The sequence below is a fragment of the Afifella marina DSM 2698 genome (genome assembly GCF_900102695.1).
Classification (GTDB): Bacteria; Pseudomonadota; Alphaproteobacteria; order Rhizobiales; family Afifellaceae; genus Afifella; species Afifella marina.
This window is the reverse complement of record NZ_FMVW01000006.1, coordinates 139,148-155,464: the sequence shown is the minus strand read 5'-3', so window position 1 is coordinate 155,464 and position 16,317 is coordinate 139,148. Positions and strand designations below refer to the sequence as shown.

General features: G+C 61.6%; 15 protein-coding genes and 1 riboswitch. Of the genes, 10 read left to right on the top strand and 5 right to left on the bottom strand.

Going from position 1 to position 16,317, the window contains the following annotated elements; translation table 11 throughout:
- Positions 1–11: 11 nt before the first annotated feature.
- Both BLP76_RS13485 and BLP76_RS13480 read right to left on the bottom strand, forming a co-directional pair.
- A complete protein-coding gene (locus BLP76_RS13485; RefSeq protein ID WP_420867623.1) occupies positions 12–1,265 on the bottom strand; it encodes an extracellular solute-binding protein in 1,254 nt (417 codons plus the stop codon).
- Between the two features lie 275 nt (positions 1,266–1,540).
- Positions 1,541–2,722 (bottom strand): ROK family transcriptional regulator, encoded by a 1,182-nt coding sequence (locus tag BLP76_RS13480; RefSeq protein WP_171904406.1) that lies wholly within the window; start codon positions 2,720–2,722, stop codon positions 1,541–1,543.
- Positions 2,723–2,875: 153 nt separating this feature from the next.
- Between BLP76_RS13480 and BLP76_RS13475 the strand changes: the two genes are divergently transcribed.
- From BLP76_RS13475 to BLP76_RS13455, 5 genes are all read left to right on the top strand, one after another.
- On the top strand, positions 2,876–3,919 hold the full coding sequence (locus BLP76_RS13475) for an SIS domain-containing protein (protein WP_092814180.1): 1,044 nt from the start codon (positions 2,876–2,878) through the stop codon (positions 3,917–3,919).
- Positions 3,916–4,890, top strand: a complete 975-nt coding sequence (locus BLP76_RS13470; RefSeq protein WP_170130457.1) for an ROK family protein — start codon at positions 3,916–3,918, stop codon at positions 4,888–4,890. Before BLP76_RS13475 ends, BLP76_RS13470 begins: the two co-directional genes overlap by 4 nt.
- Positions 4,891–4,904: 14 nt before the next feature.
- Positions 4,905–5,993, top strand: coding sequence for an ABC transporter ATP-binding protein (locus tag BLP76_RS13465; RefSeq protein ID WP_092814373.1), 1,089 nt, complete (start codon positions 4,905–4,907; stop codon positions 5,991–5,993).
- Between the two features lie 433 nt (positions 5,994–6,426).
- Positions 6,427–6,638: riboswitch (cobalamin riboswitch) on the top strand.
- A 120-nt stretch (positions 6,639–6,758) separates the two neighbouring features.
- Positions 6,759–8,009 carry a sensor histidine kinase gene (locus BLP76_RS13460; protein ID WP_092814174.1) on the top strand — a complete coding sequence of 417 codons (1,251 nt, stop codon included), beginning with the start codon at positions 6,759–6,761 and terminating at the stop codon, positions 8,007–8,009.
- Positions 8,002–8,871 carry a response regulator transcription factor gene (locus BLP76_RS13455; RefSeq protein ID WP_170130458.1) on the top strand — a complete coding sequence of 290 codons (870 nt, stop codon included), beginning with the start codon at positions 8,002–8,004 and terminating at the stop codon, positions 8,869–8,871. Before BLP76_RS13460 ends, BLP76_RS13455 begins: the two co-directional genes overlap by 8 nt.
- 12 nt (positions 8,872–8,883) lie before the next feature.
- On the opposite strand, the gene eutJ is transcribed toward BLP76_RS13455, so the two are convergent.
- The 3 genes from eutJ to BLP76_RS13440 form a co-directional block, all read right to left on the bottom strand.
- Positions 8,884–9,732, bottom strand: a complete 849-nt coding sequence (gene eutJ, locus BLP76_RS13450) for an ethanolamine utilization protein EutJ (protein ID WP_092814168.1) — start codon at positions 9,730–9,732, stop codon at positions 8,884–8,886.
- Positions 9,733–9,742: 10 nt separating this feature from the next.
- Positions 9,743–10,951, bottom strand: coding sequence for an acetate/propionate family kinase (locus BLP76_RS13445; RefSeq protein ID WP_092814370.1), 1,209 nt, complete (start codon positions 10,949–10,951; stop codon positions 9,743–9,745).
- Positions 10,952–11,049: 98 nt separating this feature from the next.
- On the bottom strand, positions 11,050–12,171 hold the full coding sequence (locus BLP76_RS13440; protein WP_092814165.1) for a zinc-binding dehydrogenase: 1,122 nt from the start codon (positions 12,169–12,171) through the stop codon (positions 11,050–11,052).
- A 415-nt stretch (positions 12,172–12,586) separates the two neighbouring features.
- Here BLP76_RS13440 and eutS point away from each other — a divergent pair, with 415 nt between their 5' ends.
- The 5 genes from eutS to BLP76_RS13415 are packed head-to-tail and all read left to right on the top strand — an operon-like array spanning position 12,587 to position 16,295.
- Positions 12,587–12,949: an ethanolamine utilization microcompartment protein EutS gene (eutS, locus tag BLP76_RS13435; protein WP_092814162.1), complete on the top strand. Its 363-nt coding sequence runs from the start codon at positions 12,587–12,589 to the stop codon at positions 12,947–12,949.
- A gap of 17 nt (positions 12,950–12,966) precedes the next feature.
- Entirely contained in the window at positions 12,967–13,458 is a 492-nt protein-coding gene (locus tag BLP76_RS13430) for a EutP/PduV family microcompartment system protein (RefSeq protein WP_092814159.1), read from the top strand.
- A gap of 6 nt (positions 13,459–13,464) precedes the next feature.
- Complete coding sequence (eutM, locus tag BLP76_RS13425) at positions 13,465–13,764, top strand: ethanolamine utilization microcompartment protein EutM (RefSeq protein WP_092814156.1); 300 nt, start codon at positions 13,465–13,467, stop codon at positions 13,762–13,764.
- A gap of 34 nt (positions 13,765–13,798) precedes the next feature.
- Entirely contained in the window at positions 13,799–14,596 is a 798-nt protein-coding gene (pduB, locus tag BLP76_RS13420) for a propanediol utilization microcompartment protein PduB (RefSeq protein ID WP_092814152.1), read from the top strand.
- 31 nt (positions 14,597–14,627) lie between these two features.
- Entirely contained in the window at positions 14,628–16,295 is a 1,668-nt protein-coding gene (locus tag BLP76_RS13415; protein WP_092814150.1) for a propanediol/glycerol family dehydratase large subunit, read from the top strand.
- Positions 16,296–16,317 lie beyond the last annotated feature (22 nt).

Sequence of the window (16,317 nt, the reverse complement as noted above, 5' to 3'; positions counted from 1 at the left end):
GAAGGAAGGCCTTACTGGTCGGTCAGGGATTTAAGCTGATCGGCGGCCGAGCCGAGGGCGTCTTCCGGGGAGGAGGCGCCGAGAAGGGCTTCCTGGATCGACACCTGCAGGATGTTCGACGCTTCCTGGTAGTTCGGCAGTGTCGGACGGGCGATCATCGCGGTGAAGGCGTTGCTTGCAGCCTTCATGAGATCCTCGCGGCCAGAGATGACCTCGGAATTCTCGAAAGAAGCCTTCCAGATCGGCAGGCTGCGCTCTGCGTGGCTGTTCTGCATCTCCGGCGAGGACATGTGCTGGACATACTTCCAGGCGATGTCGGCGTTGTCGGTGTTGGCGGTGACGCCGAGACCCATGGAGCCGTTCACGCCGGACGCTTCGGTGCGGTCTTTGACACCGAGCGGTGCCATGACGCCGACCTTGCCGCTGATGTCGGATTCTTTCGGATCGTTGGCGAGGTTGTACATATAAGGCCAGTTGAGGGCGAACGCGGCCTGGCCGCTCGAGAACACCCGGCGCACATCCTCTTCGAGGTATTCCGTCGAGTTCGGATTGGTGATGCCGTCATCGAGCGTGGAGACCATGAACTTCAACGCTTCGAGGCCCCCATCCTCCTGGAAGACCGGAGCGCCGTCCTTGTCGAGGAACTTGCCGTCGAAGGCGTCGAGAAGCACGGTGTAGTCGCAGATCACGGCTTCGGCCTGCGCCCAGCTCCACACGATCGGGTATTCGACGATACCCTGCTCCTTCATCGCCTGGGCCTGCTCGACGAGTTCGCTCCAGGTCTGCGGAGCGTGATCGAAGCCGGCCTTCTCGACCATTTCCTTGTTGTAGAAGAAGAGCTTGGAGCTGTTCGTCCAGGGCATGCCGTAATAGTGGCCGTTATATTCCACGGTCGTCCAGGCGCCGGGGAAAATCTCGTCTTTGACCTCGGCGGAGATGTTGTCCGTGTCATCGGCGAGGATGCCGCGCTTGGCATATTCCGCGGTCCAGATCACGTCGAAGAGGACGACGTCGTAACCCTGGCTGGAACTGCTGGCGAGGAGGGTCTTGTCGCGCAGGCCTTCGTAGGGGACGAACTCGAGATTGACTTTGACGTCCGGGTTCGCCTTCTCAAAGGCCTCTGTCATGCTGCGGACATCGGCCTCGTTGTAGGAGGCCTGCGACATGTAGAGAGCATTGATGGTCGTCTCCGCCGAGGCGGGGCCGGCCATACCCAGGCCGAGCGATGATGCGACCAAGGCGGTGGCCGCACTGAGGCGTAAAATGTTCATGCACTTGGACTCCATTTCAGTTGCGGACAGTTCCAGCGACATCGAAACCGCAAGGATTAATAATTCAAATTGTTTTGCTAAATAGATCAAGGGCAAAATTGTCTGTCAACGGGCGCTAGCCTGGCCTGTCGCCCTTATTGCACTGCAAAAATCTGCCGATAGGGCCTGAGTGGGCGCGCCTTGTGGGCGAGGGAGCGCGCCCTTTCGAGAGAGGTGCGAGCGTCTGTTCCGAGCTGCGGAAAGATCGGCACAGCGCCCCACTTTGGCGCTCAAAGCGCTCCGAAAAGGCCGGCTCCTGCGGCATTTTCCAGCTCTGGCCCGTCTTCCTTCGCAAGCGGATGCAGAAGGCGCGACATCGGCAGAGCTGCAGCTCCTGCCGCCGGCGTATCGAAGCGCACTTCGCCCTTGATGAGCCGCGCGCCTCGGGTCCCTGGATCCGCCGCGGAGCTCGGCAACAGTGGAAAAGTCTTCTCGACGAGGGCGGTCAGGATCGGGTCGGGAAGCAAGCCACCCACGACGATGCCGCTCGGGTCGAAGAGATTCTCAAGCCCGTTGACAGCGATGCGCAGATAGTAGGCGGCGTCGTCGAGCCACTTTGCGAGCGCGTTATTGCCCGTCTGAAAGGCTTTCAGGAGCAGGTCGGGGCTTGCGCCCTGCCATTCGTTCTCTGTTTGAAGGATCGCCTCGTAGGCGCTGTGCAGCGAGACGTAGCGCTCCAGGCAGCCCCGATTGCCGCAGGCGCAGGGCTTGCCGCCGGGATTGACGATGAGATGGCCGAGTTCCGCCGCTCTTTGCCGCACGCCGGTAAAGGGGCGTCCGTCGATGACGATGCCGCCACCGAGGCCGAGGCCGAAATAGATGTAAATGAAGGTCGGATGGGTCTGGCCGAAGCCGTAGAGGCTTTCGCCGATCGCCGCGGCTGTCGCGTCGTTGTCCACAAAAACCGGCAGGTTGAGACGTTCGGAAAGCTCCTGGGCGAGCGGAAAATCGAGCCAGCCTTCCATCGTGAGGGGGCCGCGCGATGCGAAGGTGCCGCTCTCGAAAAAGCCCGGCATCACCGCGCCGAGCCCGAGAAGGCGCCGCCGGATTTCGTCGTTTCCGTTGACCAGGCCATCGACGGCCCGCTCCACGAGAGGCAAGACCTCGCCCGGATTTTGGCGTGCGATCGGAAGCGCGGTGCGTGCAACGATGTGGCCCAGAACGTCGACGAGCAGGCCGACCAGCTGGTTTTGATCGAGGTGGATGCCGATCGTGTAGGCGCCCTCGTCGTCGACCACATATTCGGTGGCGGGCTGGCCCTTGCGGCCGAGGCGACGCCCGGTCTCCTTGATGAGGCCGAGTGCGATCAATTCCCCGGCAATGTTGGACGCGGTCTGCGAGGTGAGGCCCGTCATCCGGGCGATTTCTGAGCGGGACAGCGGGCCGTGTTTCAAAACCGCTTCAAACGCCACGCGGCGATTGCGTCTTCTCGCATGTTCGAGGTTTGTGCCCTGAAGCGACATCGCACTCCGTCTCTGTAAATGGTTGAGTTTTCCAAAACGTTTTGATTAATAGGGACCCATCACGTCAATCAACTTCCTCGATACGGACCCTCAGGCTGCGTTATGACCATGAAAATCAGTGACTTTATCGCCCAACAACCGGCGACGGTCGAGAAAGTCCTGTCCGACTTGCCGTTACAGATCGAAGCGGCGCTCCCGGAATCGGAGCCTGAACGCGTCATTTTGATCGGCACCGGCAGTTCGATGAATGCGCTCCTTGCCGCCTCCGACAGCTTTTCCGGCCTCCCTGCCGAGCTTGCGTTGCGCAGCCCGCTGACCTTCCTGGCCGAGACCGGCGAGCGCCGCGTCGCCAAGAGCCTTGCCATCGTCTTGTCCCAGTCGGGCAACAGCAGCGATACGATCGCCGCGACGAAACAGGCCCGCAAAGAGGGCATGGATGTCATCGTGGTGACGGCCGGACGAGAGGCGCCGCTTGCCGCCTGTGATGTGAAGGTCGTCTGGCTTCCGGTCGAGGACGAGACCGTCGGGCCGAAGACCAAGGGCTACACGGCGAGCGTTCTGGCGCTTCGCTTGATCGGCATGGCGCTGAGCGGCAAGACGATGCCGACAGCGGCGCGTGGTTTCGTCGAGGGTTATGCACAGCTGATCGAGACGGCGCGCATCTGGTCGACCAACATGGCGCCGAAGCTCGCCGGTGCCGATGTGATCGCAGTCCTGGGGCAGGGACGGCATTACGGTTCTGCCCTGGAGGGATCGTTGAAAGTGGCGGAAATGGCCGGCATTCCCTCCTTTGGCCTCGAAACCGAGGAGGCGAGCCACGGCCGTCTGCACGGCCTCACCAAGAAGAGCGTGACGATTGCGCTTGCTTCGAATGCGGACGAACTCGATCTGGCACGCCGTGTCGTGGCAGCGATGGCGCATTACGGCCTGACCGGCTTCATCTTCGATCTCACCGGCAAAGAGCCTGAGGGGATCGTCTGGCCGGCGTCGGAAGAGCCGACGACCGGTCTCGATACCTTGAGCGCCGTCGTGCCGTTTCAGTGGCTCGCAGTGGATCTTGCCGCGGAACGTGGGCTCGTGCCGGAGGATATGCCTTATCCGGGCATGACGAAGCGGCTCGGTATCAAGGTCGGAGAGGCCGTTTGACGCCCGAATTCCTTTTTGCGGTCGATGTCGGCGGATCCTCGGTGAAGCTTGGCATCGTCGACGGCAACGGCGTCGTCGTTGCCAAGAGCGCACTTCCCTTTCGTTCGCTGGCAAGCTTCGAAGCCCTCGTGGAGGGGGCTGCCGAAAGCCTCGATGCCTTGGCGCGTACGGTCTCAGCTGCGCCCGAAGCGATCGGGATCGCAGCGCCGGGCTATGCCGATCCCGCCACCGGCCTGCCGCTCGACGGCACCGGAAATGTTCCGCTTCTTAAGGGCGGCTCGCTTGCGGCTGAGCTCGCCAGACGCCTGAACGTGCCCGCGGCAACGGACAACGACGCGATCTCTGCCACGCTCGGCGAATTGGAGTTCGGTGTCGGCAGGCGCGTTTCGAGCTTTGCCCTCATCACGGTGGGCACCGGTATTGGCGGCGCCCTCGTCATCGATCGACGTATCGTGCGCGGCCGTGATGGCAAGCCGCCGGAATTCGGCGCCATGGTTTTGGAGCCGGGTCATCCGTATGAACGCTATGGTCTTCACGGTACGTTTGAGGATCTTGCGGGTGGCAAGGCCGTCATCGCCACCTATGCCGCGGAGACCGGAGAAGCGGCCGAAGATCTCAACATGAGCCTTTTGCGCGAACGCGCTCTGGCCGGTGATGCACGAGCCGACGCGGCGTTCGAGACGATGGGGCGCTACATCGCCCAGGCATTCGGGACGATGATCAATCTCACCGCCATCGAGCTTTGCGTCGTCGGCGGAGGCATCTCGCTCGCCGGAGGCTTCCTGCTGGACCGTATCCGTCGCCACCTTCGGGCAAACACCTGGCCGTATCTGTTTGATGATGCCCGGATCTTGGCGACCGAGCATGGTAACGATTCCGGCCTCATCGGAGCTGCGGCCATGGTGCGCCGCCGTCTCAATCCTGTGGCGGGCGAGAACGTCCCCGTCATCAAACCATCGGCATTCGGTTGAACGAGGTGACCGCCATGGCCCGAGAGCTGCAAGTTGAACTTCGAGGCGTGCGTAAGAAGTTCGGGGCCGCGGAGGTGATCCGCGGTGTCGACCTTGGTGTCGAGCCCGGAGAATTCGTCGTTTTCGTCGGACCGTCTGGATGCGGGAAGTCGACGCTCCTGCGCTTGATTGCGGGGCTGGAGGAGATCACCTCCGGCGACCTTTTGATCGAGGGGCGTTCGGTGAAGGATTTGTCGCCTGCCAAGCGCGGCATCTCGATGGTGTTCCAGTCCTACGCGCTCTATCCGCATCTGACCGTGGAAGAGAATATGGGCTTCGGCCTGAAGCAGGCGAAGGTCGAGAAGTCGGAGATCAAGCGGCAGGTCACGGAAGCGGCGGAAATGTTGCGCCTGTCGGAGCTTCTCCAGCGCAAGCCGCGGCAATTGTCTGGTGGACAACGCCAGCGTGTCGCCATCGGTCGTGCGATCGTGCGCGATCCGAAGGTCTTCCTGTTCGACGAGCCTTTGTCCAACCTCGACGCAGCTCTGCGCGCCCAGATGCGCATCGAGATCGCGCGCCTGCATCGCGACATGGACGCCACGATGATCTACGTCACGCACGATCAGACCGAGGCGATGACGCTGGCGGACCGCATCGTGGTGTTGAACGAGGGGCGCATCGAGCAGGTGGGCACGCCGCTCGAACTCTATGGCAAGCCGAAGACCCGTTTCGTGGCGAGCTTCATCGGCAGCCCGCAGATGAACTTCCTGCCGGTGCGCGTCGCCGGAGCGTCGGAGGGAGGTCCTCGCCTCAAGCTCCCGAACGGGGTCGAAATGGCTTTTCCGGAAGCGCCGGCGGCAGCGATCGATCGGGACGATGTCGTGCTCGGCATCCGCCCGCATGAGATCAAGTTCAGCCGCGAGAAAACCGAAGGTATTGCGGCCGAGATCGTCGTCGTCGAGACTTTCGGCAACCACACGCTTCTCTATGCCAATATCGGCGAGGATGATCTCGTGACCGTCGAGACGGCTGGGATCAGCGATGTGACGACGGGCGAGCGCGTTTGGCTGAGTTTCGATCCCGCCCATTGCCATTTCTTCGACGGGGATGGTCAGGCTCTATAGTTCGGGCCGAGGCTTTGACGGCATCGGCCACCCCCGTGCTCGAAGGGGTGGCCCGGAGGAGGCGACCCCGAGGAGGTTGCTGGACGGCACACGGGCAGTCCGCCTCTGTTGCAGAAATCCTGTACTGAAAGGCGCTATACGTCCCGCGGGGTGGTGCCGCTGAGGCCAGGCGAAGAGGGTGTCGAGGCCCGGCAACGTGCGGCATTATGGCCGGATCGGGGCGCGAGCGCCTGTAGAAATCGTCATACATCGAAGTATTATTCTCCAATTCCGATGTAAATATTACGAATATTGGAGCTTCGAGTGGCCGTTTTATGGCAGATAGCAACCTGCACGCGCTAAAAATAAACCGAAGATAGAATTTTCTCCTATTGCCGGTGGGTAACGAAAGCGTTAGCGGCCCTGCCGACTTGACATAAGCCGCCGTTGGCGCCAGTAAAAGCCTGTTACCGGTTTCCGAGCGTGAGAGCGCGAGGATGAAAAGGGAATACGGTGAGGCATACCCAAAAGGGGCCGAAACCGTAGCTGCCCCCGCAACTGTGAGCGGAGAGCAGGGCTGGGAGTGCCACTGGCGCGTGAGCGCTGGGAAGGTAGCCCTTGCTTGGTGCCGCGAGCCAGGAGACCTGCCGGTGATGTGCGTCGGGCTGTGTGGGCTGTCGGCGTACAACGAGGGATGTCGGGGTCTGCATCCAGCGACGAAAATCACGGCGGGCAGCGCTTGCGCTTGCTTGTCATCTTTCGGCGTTGGGCAGGTCGGTCATCCTGATGGAAGAGCATTTCCCAACTCATAAGTGGCGGATCCAGGACTTCGTCGACGTTCCGACGTTGCAGCGGATCCAGGACACTTTTGCCAAGGCCATGGATATGGCCGCGGTGACGGTTGATCGCGACGGGGTGCCCGTCACCAAAGCGAGCAATTTCCAGCCTGTGTGTCGTTTGATGCGCTCCACCCCCGAAGGGTTGCGGCGTTGTCATGCATGCGATGCCTGCGGGGGGCTCGCCGCCTACCGCTCAGGCCGGCCGGCGACTTATGTCTGCCATGCCGGGCTCGTCGACGTCGCCGCGCCGATCATCATCGAGGATGAATATCTCGGCTGCCTCTTGTGCGGCCAGGTGATGCTCGAAGACGAGCGCGAGCGCACGATCAGCAACGTGCTCGACCGAAATCATTCTCTCGGCATTGCTCCGGCAGAGCTTGAGGAAGCCGTCTATGCCATGCCGGCGGCCGATCGAGATCGCCTCGATTCCGCCGTCGAGATGCTGATGCTGGCGGCGAGCCACATCATCGAGATTGGCAAGACGAACCTGATCCAGGCACGCCTCCTCAAAGAGGTGAAAGCCAAAGCCGCCACGGAAAAGGCGCTGCAGGATGCCCAGTTGCGGGCGTTGCAGGCGCGCGTCAATCCGCATTTCCTGTTCAATTCTTTGACGCTCATTGGCTACACGGCCTTCGAGGAGAAGGCGGTGAAAACCGAGGAAGTCGCTTACATGCTGAGCGACATCCTCCGCTACAGCCTGCGCAATCTCGCCACTTCGGTGCCGCTCAGCGAAGAATTCGACATGATCGAACGCTGCTTGCGCCTCCACCAGCTTCGCTTCGGCGACCACCTGAGCATCGAAGTCGATCTCGACGAAAGCCTGCGCAATTGGCCGGTCCCGTGCATGGTTCTGCAGCCGCTTGCCGAGAATGCCATCGTGCACGGGGTGGAAGCGCTCTCGCGGCCGGTTCGCGTGCGCGTTTCGGCCCGGAGGGTGGACGATCGCGGCTTGATCGAGGTCTATGACAACGGCGCGGGGATGAGCGAGGCTCAGGTCGCCGCGCTCAACAACGATCGTTGTGTCCTGCAGCAGGCGGAGCGCAGCCGCGCCGCTCTCGGACTGCAAAGTGTCATCACCCGGCTCGACAGCGAGTACGGCAACGACTTCGATCTCAAAGTAACAAGCAGATTGAATGAGGGAACCCGAATTGAGCTTTCCTGGCCACTCGGCGACTATGCGCAGCTCGAAAATGCTTGAGCTCGCCCGCACTGAGCGTTTTGCGTCCATGTTCCAAGGCGCTTTTCAGCAGGAGTCCTCGGTTCGGCCCGGCCTTTTGGTGGCCGACGACACGCCCATCATTCGCTCGACGATCAGCCGCGTCGTGGCGGCTGAGGCGCTCGACTTCGCCAATGTCTGGGAGGCTAAGAACGGCTCCGAGGCGGTGGAGCTGGCGCGGCGTGAGCGGCCCGAGCTCATTCTGATCGACATCAAGATGCCCGGCGTGGACGGGTTGGACGCGGCGGCGATCATCAAGGCCGAGCTGCCGCGCACGCGGCTCATTTTCCTCACGGCTTATGATGAATTTGCCTATGTGCAACGCGCGCTCAAGATCGGTGCGCTCGACTATCTGTTGAAGCCGATCCGTCCTGCGAAGCTGGGCGAATTGTTGCGCAAGCTCCACGGCGAGATCTGCACGGAATTGAGTGCGTCGTCGTCCGCTGCCGATGCGGAGGTCGCCCGTGACGTGACGTCCGCGGCAACGCCCTGTGCGCAGGAGAGAGATCCGGTCAAGCGAGCGATCGCCTTCATCTCCGAGAACTATGCCGATGAAAACATGTCGCTCGCGGCCGTCGCCAACATTGCGCATCTGAGCCCGTCGCATCTTGCGCACCGTTTTCGCGAATGCGTCGGCATCAGCTACAAGCAGTTTCTCACCGAGAAGCGCATCGAGGCGGCCAAAGACCTGCTTTTGACGACCGACACGACCAACGAAGCGGTCGCCGAACAGGTCGGCTATGCGAACGTCACCAACTTCTACCGCCTGTTCCAGCGTGAGACCGGGATGACGCCGGCGCAGTTCCGCCGAAGCGAAAAAGAGCCGGTGCCCAACGCGCAGTGATTTTCGTGCCGCCTATTTCTGGGGCGGCGTGGCCGTTTTGTCTTCGCGATCATGCATGGCGATGCCGATCGGCGTCACGAACATCGGGTGAGACGGCAGCTTCGTCGGGATTCCGGTCATCTCGGCCACGATGTCGGCCATGCCGGGCATCCCGCTAGTGCCGCCCACCAGATGGATGGTTTTGACGTCGTAAGGGGCGATATGATGGGCAACGATGCTGCCGACTTTCTGCATCACCGGTCTGACCAGTGGATAGAGGGAACGGGCCCTTTTCGGGTCTTTCTTGATGTTCTCGGCTTCCTCGAAGGAGACGCCGAGGGCGCCTGACAGCACCAAAGTGAACTGGGTCCCGCCGGTCGCCTCATCGGCCGTATAGACGACTTCGCCATCCTTGAAGATCGCAACGCCCGTCGTGCCGCCGCCGACGTCGACCACCGCCCCGTCTTTGATCTGCAGGAGGGCATTGGCCGCTGTCGGCTCATCGACGAAATGCTCGCATTCGAGCCCCGCACCGATGACGACATTCTGCGTTGCCTTCACCTCTGCCGGTGCAACGCCGGGAGGGTAGGAGGTCGCCGCACTCTCGAGCGCGAAGCCGAGATCCGCCTCAACCTCCGCCTTCATGCGCGAAAGGATCTGCATGGCGCCGATGAAATCCACCACGAGGCCGTCCCGCACGATTTGGGCGAACTGATAGCGCCCTGCGAGCGGCTGCCCATCCTCGTCGAGGACGACGAGGACGGTATAGGCCGTGCCGAGATCGACCCCGACATGAACGCGGCCCTTGTAACCCTGCCGAGCCGGCGCCTTGTTGAAGACGCTGACTGCACGGGCGAGGATGTCGTCGGCGTGGCTGTTCATCGTTCCTGCCTCACGCGGCTGCTGCTCTCGCCTTTTCGGTCAGGCGAAGTGTGTCGATGGCGATCATCTTTTCCTCGTCGGTCGGCACGACCATTGCCGCGGTCCTGGAAGCGCGGGTGCTGATCCGCCCATCGTCGCCAGGCGCCTCGTTGGCGTCGCTATCGATGGCAATCCCGAGGAAGCCGAGCTTCTCGCAGATTCGCGCTCGCATCGAGGGGCTGTTCTCGCCGATGCCCGCGGTGAAGACCAACGCATCGAGCCCGCCCAAGGCGGCCGCATAGGAGCCGATATATTTCCGCGTCATGTAAGCGAACATCTCGAGTGCGAGCTCGCAACGTTCGCAGCCGCCCTCGGCACGTTCCTCCACTTCGCGCATATCGTTGCTGATGCCCGAAACGCCGAGGAGGCCGCTCCTTTTGTACAGCATCGCCTCGATATCGCCGAGGCTCATGCCGAGCTGTTTGTTGAGATAGAAAATCAGCCCTGGATCGACGTCGCCGGAGCGCGTGCCCATCATCACGCCGGAAAACGTCGCAAAACCGATGCTCGTATCGACCGAGCGCCCGTTCTCGATCGCGTCGATGGTGACGCCGTTGCCGAGATGGCAGATGACCATTTTGAGCTCGTCCACCGGTCTGCCGAGCATGTCCGCCGCTCTTTGATTGACGAAGCGGCAGGACGTTCCGTGGAAACCGTAGCGACGGATCCGGTGCTCGCTATAGAGCTCGTAGGGCAGGGCGTAGACATGCGCATATTCGGGCATGGTCTGGTGGAAGGCGGTGTCGAAGACGACCACCTGCGGTACGTCCGGCAGCAATTTGCGCGCCTCAACGATGCCGACGAGATTTGGCGGGTTGTGAAGTGGGGCGAGCGGGACGCATTCTTCGAGCTTGGCGATGACTTCGTCATTGATCACCGACGATTTGACGAAAGTGTCGGCGCCGTGAACAGCGCGGTGGCCGACCGCCGTAACCTCGCTGATGTCTTTGATGACCCCGACCTCGGGATCGATCAAACGGTCGATCATGGCAGTGAAGGCCGTGTGATGATCCGGAACTGGCATCACGCGGACATGTTTCGATCCGTGAGCGGCATGTTCCACCCTTGAGCCATCTTCGCCGATCTTGCTGATGAGGCCTTTGGCGGTGACGACCTTCAGATCGGTCGTGTAGAGCTGGTATTTCAGCGTCGAGCTGCCGCAATTGATAACCAAAATCACCGGTGAACACTCCGCAAGCATGGCCGCACTGCCTTCGAAAGGCGTGGGGCGCCGGTTTTCGTTAAGCCGTGCCGCATGGCGGCCGTTGGCGAGGGATGTCAGAGGCTGGCCAGGACGCGCCCCACGATTTGTCGAATGAACTCGTTGTCGTTGGAGACGCCGCTGCCAGCTTTCTTGGCGGCATCGGTGGAGAGGACGACCTTGATCGCCTCCTCCTCAGCCGCGTTCTTGAAGATCTCGTAGGCGTCGAGGATCTCGTTGATGTGGAAGTGGTGTGAGACGAGGCTCGTCGGGTCGAGCCTTCCCGCCTGAACCATCTTCAAAAGGACCGGCACCGTGCTGTTGTCGACCACGCCCATGCGCAGGGTGATGTTGTGCGTCCAAAGCGTTTCGCTGTGCAGTTCGGTGCTCTTGTGGAAGATGCCGATATTGGCCATGCGGCCGCCGGCGGCGAGGATCTCCTGCGCCAGCTGGAAGGTCGCCGGATTGCCGATCACCTCGATGACCGCGTCGGCGCCACGCCCTTCGGTGAGCGCCATGACCTTCTCGCGCGCCTTGCCGTCCTTGTTGTTGATGATGTTCGTGGCGCCGATTTCGAGAGCCTTGGCCAGGCGATTGTCGTCCAGGTCGATGGCGATGATCCGGGCCGGCGAGTAGAATTCCGCAGCGAGGATGGTCGCCAGACCGACAGGCCCCGCGCCGATGACGACGAGAGCATCGCCGAGGCTCACCTCCGCACGCTTGACACCGACCTCGAGGCCAGTGGGAAGAATGTCGGCAAGCATCAAAGCCGCTTCCTCGTCGACCCCGTCCGGAATGCGAAAGAGGCTCGAATCGGCAAGCGGGATGCGCGCATATTCGGCCTGAACGCCGTCGATCGTGTTGCCGAGCAGCCAGCCTCCCCGCTCGCAGCTTGAGTGGAGCCCCCTACGGCAAGGGTCGCAACGCCCGCACGACGTGTTGCAGGGAATGATGACGTGGTCACCGACCTTGAAGTCCTGGACGGCGGGCCCGACCTCGGTGATGTAGCCGGTGGCCTCGTGGCCAATCGTGCGGCCGGGCTGAACGGTGGGCACGCCGCCGCGCAGAATCGCAAGGTCGGTGCCGCATAGCGTCGTCTTGCTGATCCGGACGATAACGTCCGCCGGGTGCTCGATCTTCGGGAGGGGTTTGTCTTCCCAAGAGATCTTTCCAGAGCCGTAATAGACTAAAGCTTTCACAGTAGACGCTCCAGATGGGCACATTTGTCCGCGGCTCAACGCGGATTCCGTGAGCCACGCCGCGCATTGTTCGGCCTATGGCAAAACCGGCAAATATCTCTGGTTGCATTTTGGGGGCAGAAGATATCGTCGGCCACTGCTGGCGTAATCAGCGCCCTCACGCACAACACTATCGGTGGCCGCAAACCCTTATGAATGCGGCAGAACCAGCTACCTTAGCTCGTACCTTCTTATGTGGCGGGGGAGGGTGCGGCAATGCAATTAGCCGCTATGGTTGTGCACTTTTCGGCTGACTTCGTACACGGCTAGGCGGAACAAAAGTCGATTTGTGGAGTGCATCCGCCGGTCCGTGCATTGAAGGCGTGACCCCCGACGTCTAAAACTGCGACTGTCTCAAAAGGAAGAACAACTAAGCATGTCGCGGACACAGTTCGACCAGGAAGAAGTTTCAACACGTATTATTCAAGAATACGTGCCTGGCCGACAGGTAACGATTGCTCATGTTATTGCAAATCCGGACGCCGCTTTGTGCCAAAGGGTCGGTCTGGAGGATGCGGAAGCGGTCGGGATTTTAACCGTGACGCCGGGCGAAGGCACGATCATAGCGGGCGATCTGGCGATGAAGGCGGCTGATGTCACCATCGGCTTCCTGGACCGCTTCAGTGGCACGCTGGTGGTGTGCGGCAGCCTGGATAGTGTCGAGGTCGCCGTCGAGGCGGCCAATCGTGGGCTCCAAAGTGTCCTTGCCTTCTTCCCGGCCAAGGTCACGCGGACATGAGGCGGGGCGGAGTAGCAATGGCTACAGCGGAAACTCCCTCCGAGCAGCGCTTCATGGTGCTCGGCTCCGTCGGCTTCGGCAAGACGACCCTGCTGCGTGCTCTTGAAGGTGCGGGCGAGGCGGCACGCAAGACCCAGATGGTCGACTACGCCGGCTGGGGCATCGACACCCCCGGGGAATATTCCGAGATGGGGATGTTCCGGAACCATCTGATCACGACGGCGAACGACGCGGCAGTGCTCCTGGTGATCCAGGATGCCACGCGCGCGCGCTCCAGCTTTCCGCCTGGGTTCTTCCTGATGTTTTCCCAGACCGTCATCGGCCTGGTCACAAAGATTGATCGTCCCGACGCCGACATCGCTCATGCCTCACGGCTGCTTCGCGATGCCGGGGTGCGTGGGGACATCTACCCCGTCTCTGCGGTTGAAGGCACCGGCATTGAGGAATTGCGCCAACGTCTTCTTGCCCTGGGACTGGTTCACCACAGCGCTTCTAACACAGAGGAGTGAAGCAACATGGCAAATACACCGGGTGAAGCCCTTGGCCTGCTTGAGACGAAGGGTCTTGTCGCGATGGTCGAGGCGGCCGACGCGATGGTCAAAGCGGCCAACGTCACGCTGATTGGCACGGAGAAGATCGGTTCAGGTCTCGTGACCGTCATGGTCCGTGGCGATGTCGGCGCCGTGAAGGCTGCCACTGATGCGGGTGCCGCTGCGGCCCAGCGCGTCGGTGAAGTGGTTTCGGTCCACGTCATTCCGCGGCCGCACATGGATACGGAAAAGCTGCTGCCGAAACTGCCGGGCAGCCAGAGCTGATCTGTACGCACTAGTCATTAAAGGATGACACGCCATGGACGATAAACTCCTCGACCAGATGGTGCAGCAGGTGATGCAGAAGATCGGCGGCAACGCCGGCGCTGCTCCGGCTGCTCCGGCTGCGTCGCAGCCCGCCACCAAGCATCCCGGCCTGACGGAATTCGTCGGGACTGCGGTCGGCGATTCGATCGGCATCGTGATCGCCAACCTCGATCCGAAGCTGCACGAAATGCTGGGCTACGACCCGAAGTACCGCTCGATCGGCATCCTGAGCTCACGCACTGGCGCCGGCCCGCACATCCTCGCCGTCGACGAGGCCGTGAAGGCCACCAACACCGAAGTCATCTCGATCGAGCTTGCTCGTGACACCAAGGGCGGGGCGGGCCACGGCTCCCTGATCATCCTCGGTGCCGAAGAGGTGTCGGATGCCCGTCGCGGTATCGAGGTTGCCCTTAAGGATCTGCAGCGCACGTTCGGCGACGTCTATGCAAATGACGCCGGCCACATTGAGCTGCAGTACACCGCACGTGCCAGCTACGCCTGCAACAAGGCTTTCGGTGCTCCGATCGGGCGCGCTTTCGGCCTTTGCGTCGGTGCTCCCGCCGGTATCGGTGTCGAGATGGTCGATGCCGCAGTGAAGTCGGCAGACGTCGATCTGCTGGGCATCTCTTCGCCGGCCAAGGGCACGTCTTTCTCGAACGAGGTCATTGGCTTCTTCAGCGGTGATGCCGGTGCGGTCCGCCAGGCGGTCGTCACGGCACGCGAGATCGGCGTGAAGCTCCTCGGAACGCTTGGCTCGGAGCCGAAGACGGACGGAACTCCGTACATCTGATCGAGAGCCAGCCTTAGCGAGGAATAAAAGTATGGCCAAAAGGCATAAAAGATTTGAGGCTCTGGAGAAGCGGCCCGTCAACCAAGACGGGTATGTGACGGAATGGCCCGAAGTCGGCATGATTGCCATGGGCAGCCCGAACGATCCGAAGCCGAGCATCAAAATCAAGGACGGTGTGATCGTCGAAATGGACGGTCGCACGGTTGACGAGTTCGACTTCAACGAGCTCTTCATCGCCAAATATGGCATCAACGCCAAGGTCGCCGAAGAGATGATGGCGATGTCGGCTGTTGATATCGCCAGGATGATCGTCGACATCAACGTGCCGCGCGAGAAGGTCGTTCGCGTCTTCTCGGGTCTCACGCCCGCCAAGATCGCAGCGGTTGTGGACGAGCTCAACGTCGTCGAGATGATGATGGGCGTGCAGAAGATGCGTGCCCGCCGCACCCCGGCGAACCAGGCTCACGTGACCAACACCCAGGACAATCCCGTCCTGATGGCGGCCGACGCGGCTGAGGCGACCTGCTACGGCTTCGCCGAGATCGAGACGACCGTCGCGGTGTTCAACTATGGCCCGTTCAACGCGCTTGCGCTTCTGATCGGTGGCCAGGTCGGCCGTCCGGGCGTCCTCTGGCAGGACTCTCTGGAGGAATCGATCGAGCTCGAACTCGGCATGCGCGGTCTGACCGCCTATGCGGAAACGGTCTCGGTCTACGGCACGGAGCGGGTGTTCATCGACGGCGACGACACGCCGTGGTCGAAGGGCTTCCTGGCTTCCGCCTACGCCTCACGCGGCATCAAGATGCGCTTCACCTCCGGTACCGGTTCGGAAGTGCAGATGGGTTACGCCGAAGGCAAGTCGATGCTGTACTTGGAGATCAAGTGCATCATGCTGACCAAGGCGGCCGGCGTGCAGGGCCTGCAGAATGGCTCCATCTCGTGCATCGGCGTTCCTGCCGGCGTCCCGGGTGGTATCCGTGCCGTCCTCGGCGAGAACCTCGTCACGGCGTGCCTCGATCTTGAGAACGCGTCGGGCAACGACCAGACCTTCTCGCATTCCGACATGCGTCGGACGGCCCGCCTGTTGATGCAGTTCCTTCCGGGAACCGACTTCATCACCTCTGGCTACTCGGCCACTCCGAACAAGGACAACATGTTCGCCGGTTCCAATGTCGACATCGACGACATTGACGATTGGCTGATCATTCAGCGCGACCTCAAGGTCGATGCTGGCCTCGTCCCGAGTTCGGAAGAGAAGATCATCGAAGTCCGCAACAAGGCCGCCCGCGCCATGCAGGCAGTCTTTACGGAACTTGGTCTGCCGGCGATCACCGACGAGGAAGTCGAAGCAGCAACCTACGCCTATTCGAGCGACGACATGCCGGCGCGCGACAAGGTGCGGGACACCAAGGCTGCCCAGGACATCCTGAAGCGGGGCATCACCGGTCTCGATGTGATCAAGGCTCTTGCCAAGCAAGGCTTTGCGGATGTGGCGAACTCCGTTTTGTCCATCCAGAAGCAGCGCGTGGCGGGCGACTACCTGCACACTTCGACGATCTTCGACACCGACTTCAACCCGATCGCTGCCGTCAATGACCTGAACGACTACCAGGGCCCTGGCACTGGATATCGGGCCGAAGGCGAGCGCTGGAAACAGTTGCAGACGATCCGTCAGGCCATTCGGCCTGAAGATCTCTAAGCCGCGGTCAGGAGATAGACAG

Coding starts and splice junctions, on each gene's coding strand:
- BLP76_RS13475 (WP_092814180.1), top strand. CDS start 2,876: ATGACCATGAAAATCAGTGACTTTATCGCCCAACAACCGGCGACGGTC.
- BLP76_RS13465 (WP_092814373.1), top strand. CDS start 4,905: ATGGCCCGAGAGCTGCAAGTTGAACTTCGAGGCGTGCGTAAGAAGTTC.
- BLP76_RS13460 (WP_092814174.1), top strand. CDS start 6,759: ATGGAAGAGCATTTCCCAACTCATAAGTGGCGGATCCAGGACTTCGTC.
- BLP76_RS13455 (WP_170130458.1), top strand. CDS start 8,002: ATGCTTGAGCTCGCCCGCACTGAGCGTTTTGCGTCCATGTTCCAAGGC.
- eutJ (WP_092814168.1), bottom strand. CDS start 9,732: ATGAACAGCCACGCCGACGACATCCTCGCCCGTGCAGTCAGCGTCTTC.
- eutS (WP_092814162.1), top strand. CDS start 12,587: ATGTCGCGGACACAGTTCGACCAGGAAGAAGTTTCAACACGTATTATT.
- BLP76_RS13430 (WP_092814159.1), top strand. CDS start 12,967: ATGGCTACAGCGGAAACTCCCTCCGAGCAGCGCTTCATGGTGCTCGGC.
- eutM (WP_092814156.1), top strand. CDS start 13,465: ATGGCAAATACACCGGGTGAAGCCCTTGGCCTGCTTGAGACGAAGGGT.
- pduB (WP_092814152.1), top strand. CDS start 13,799: ATGGACGATAAACTCCTCGACCAGATGGTGCAGCAGGTGATGCAGAAG.
- BLP76_RS13415 (WP_092814150.1), top strand. CDS start 14,628: ATGGCCAAAAGGCATAAAAGATTTGAGGCTCTGGAGAAGCGGCCCGTC.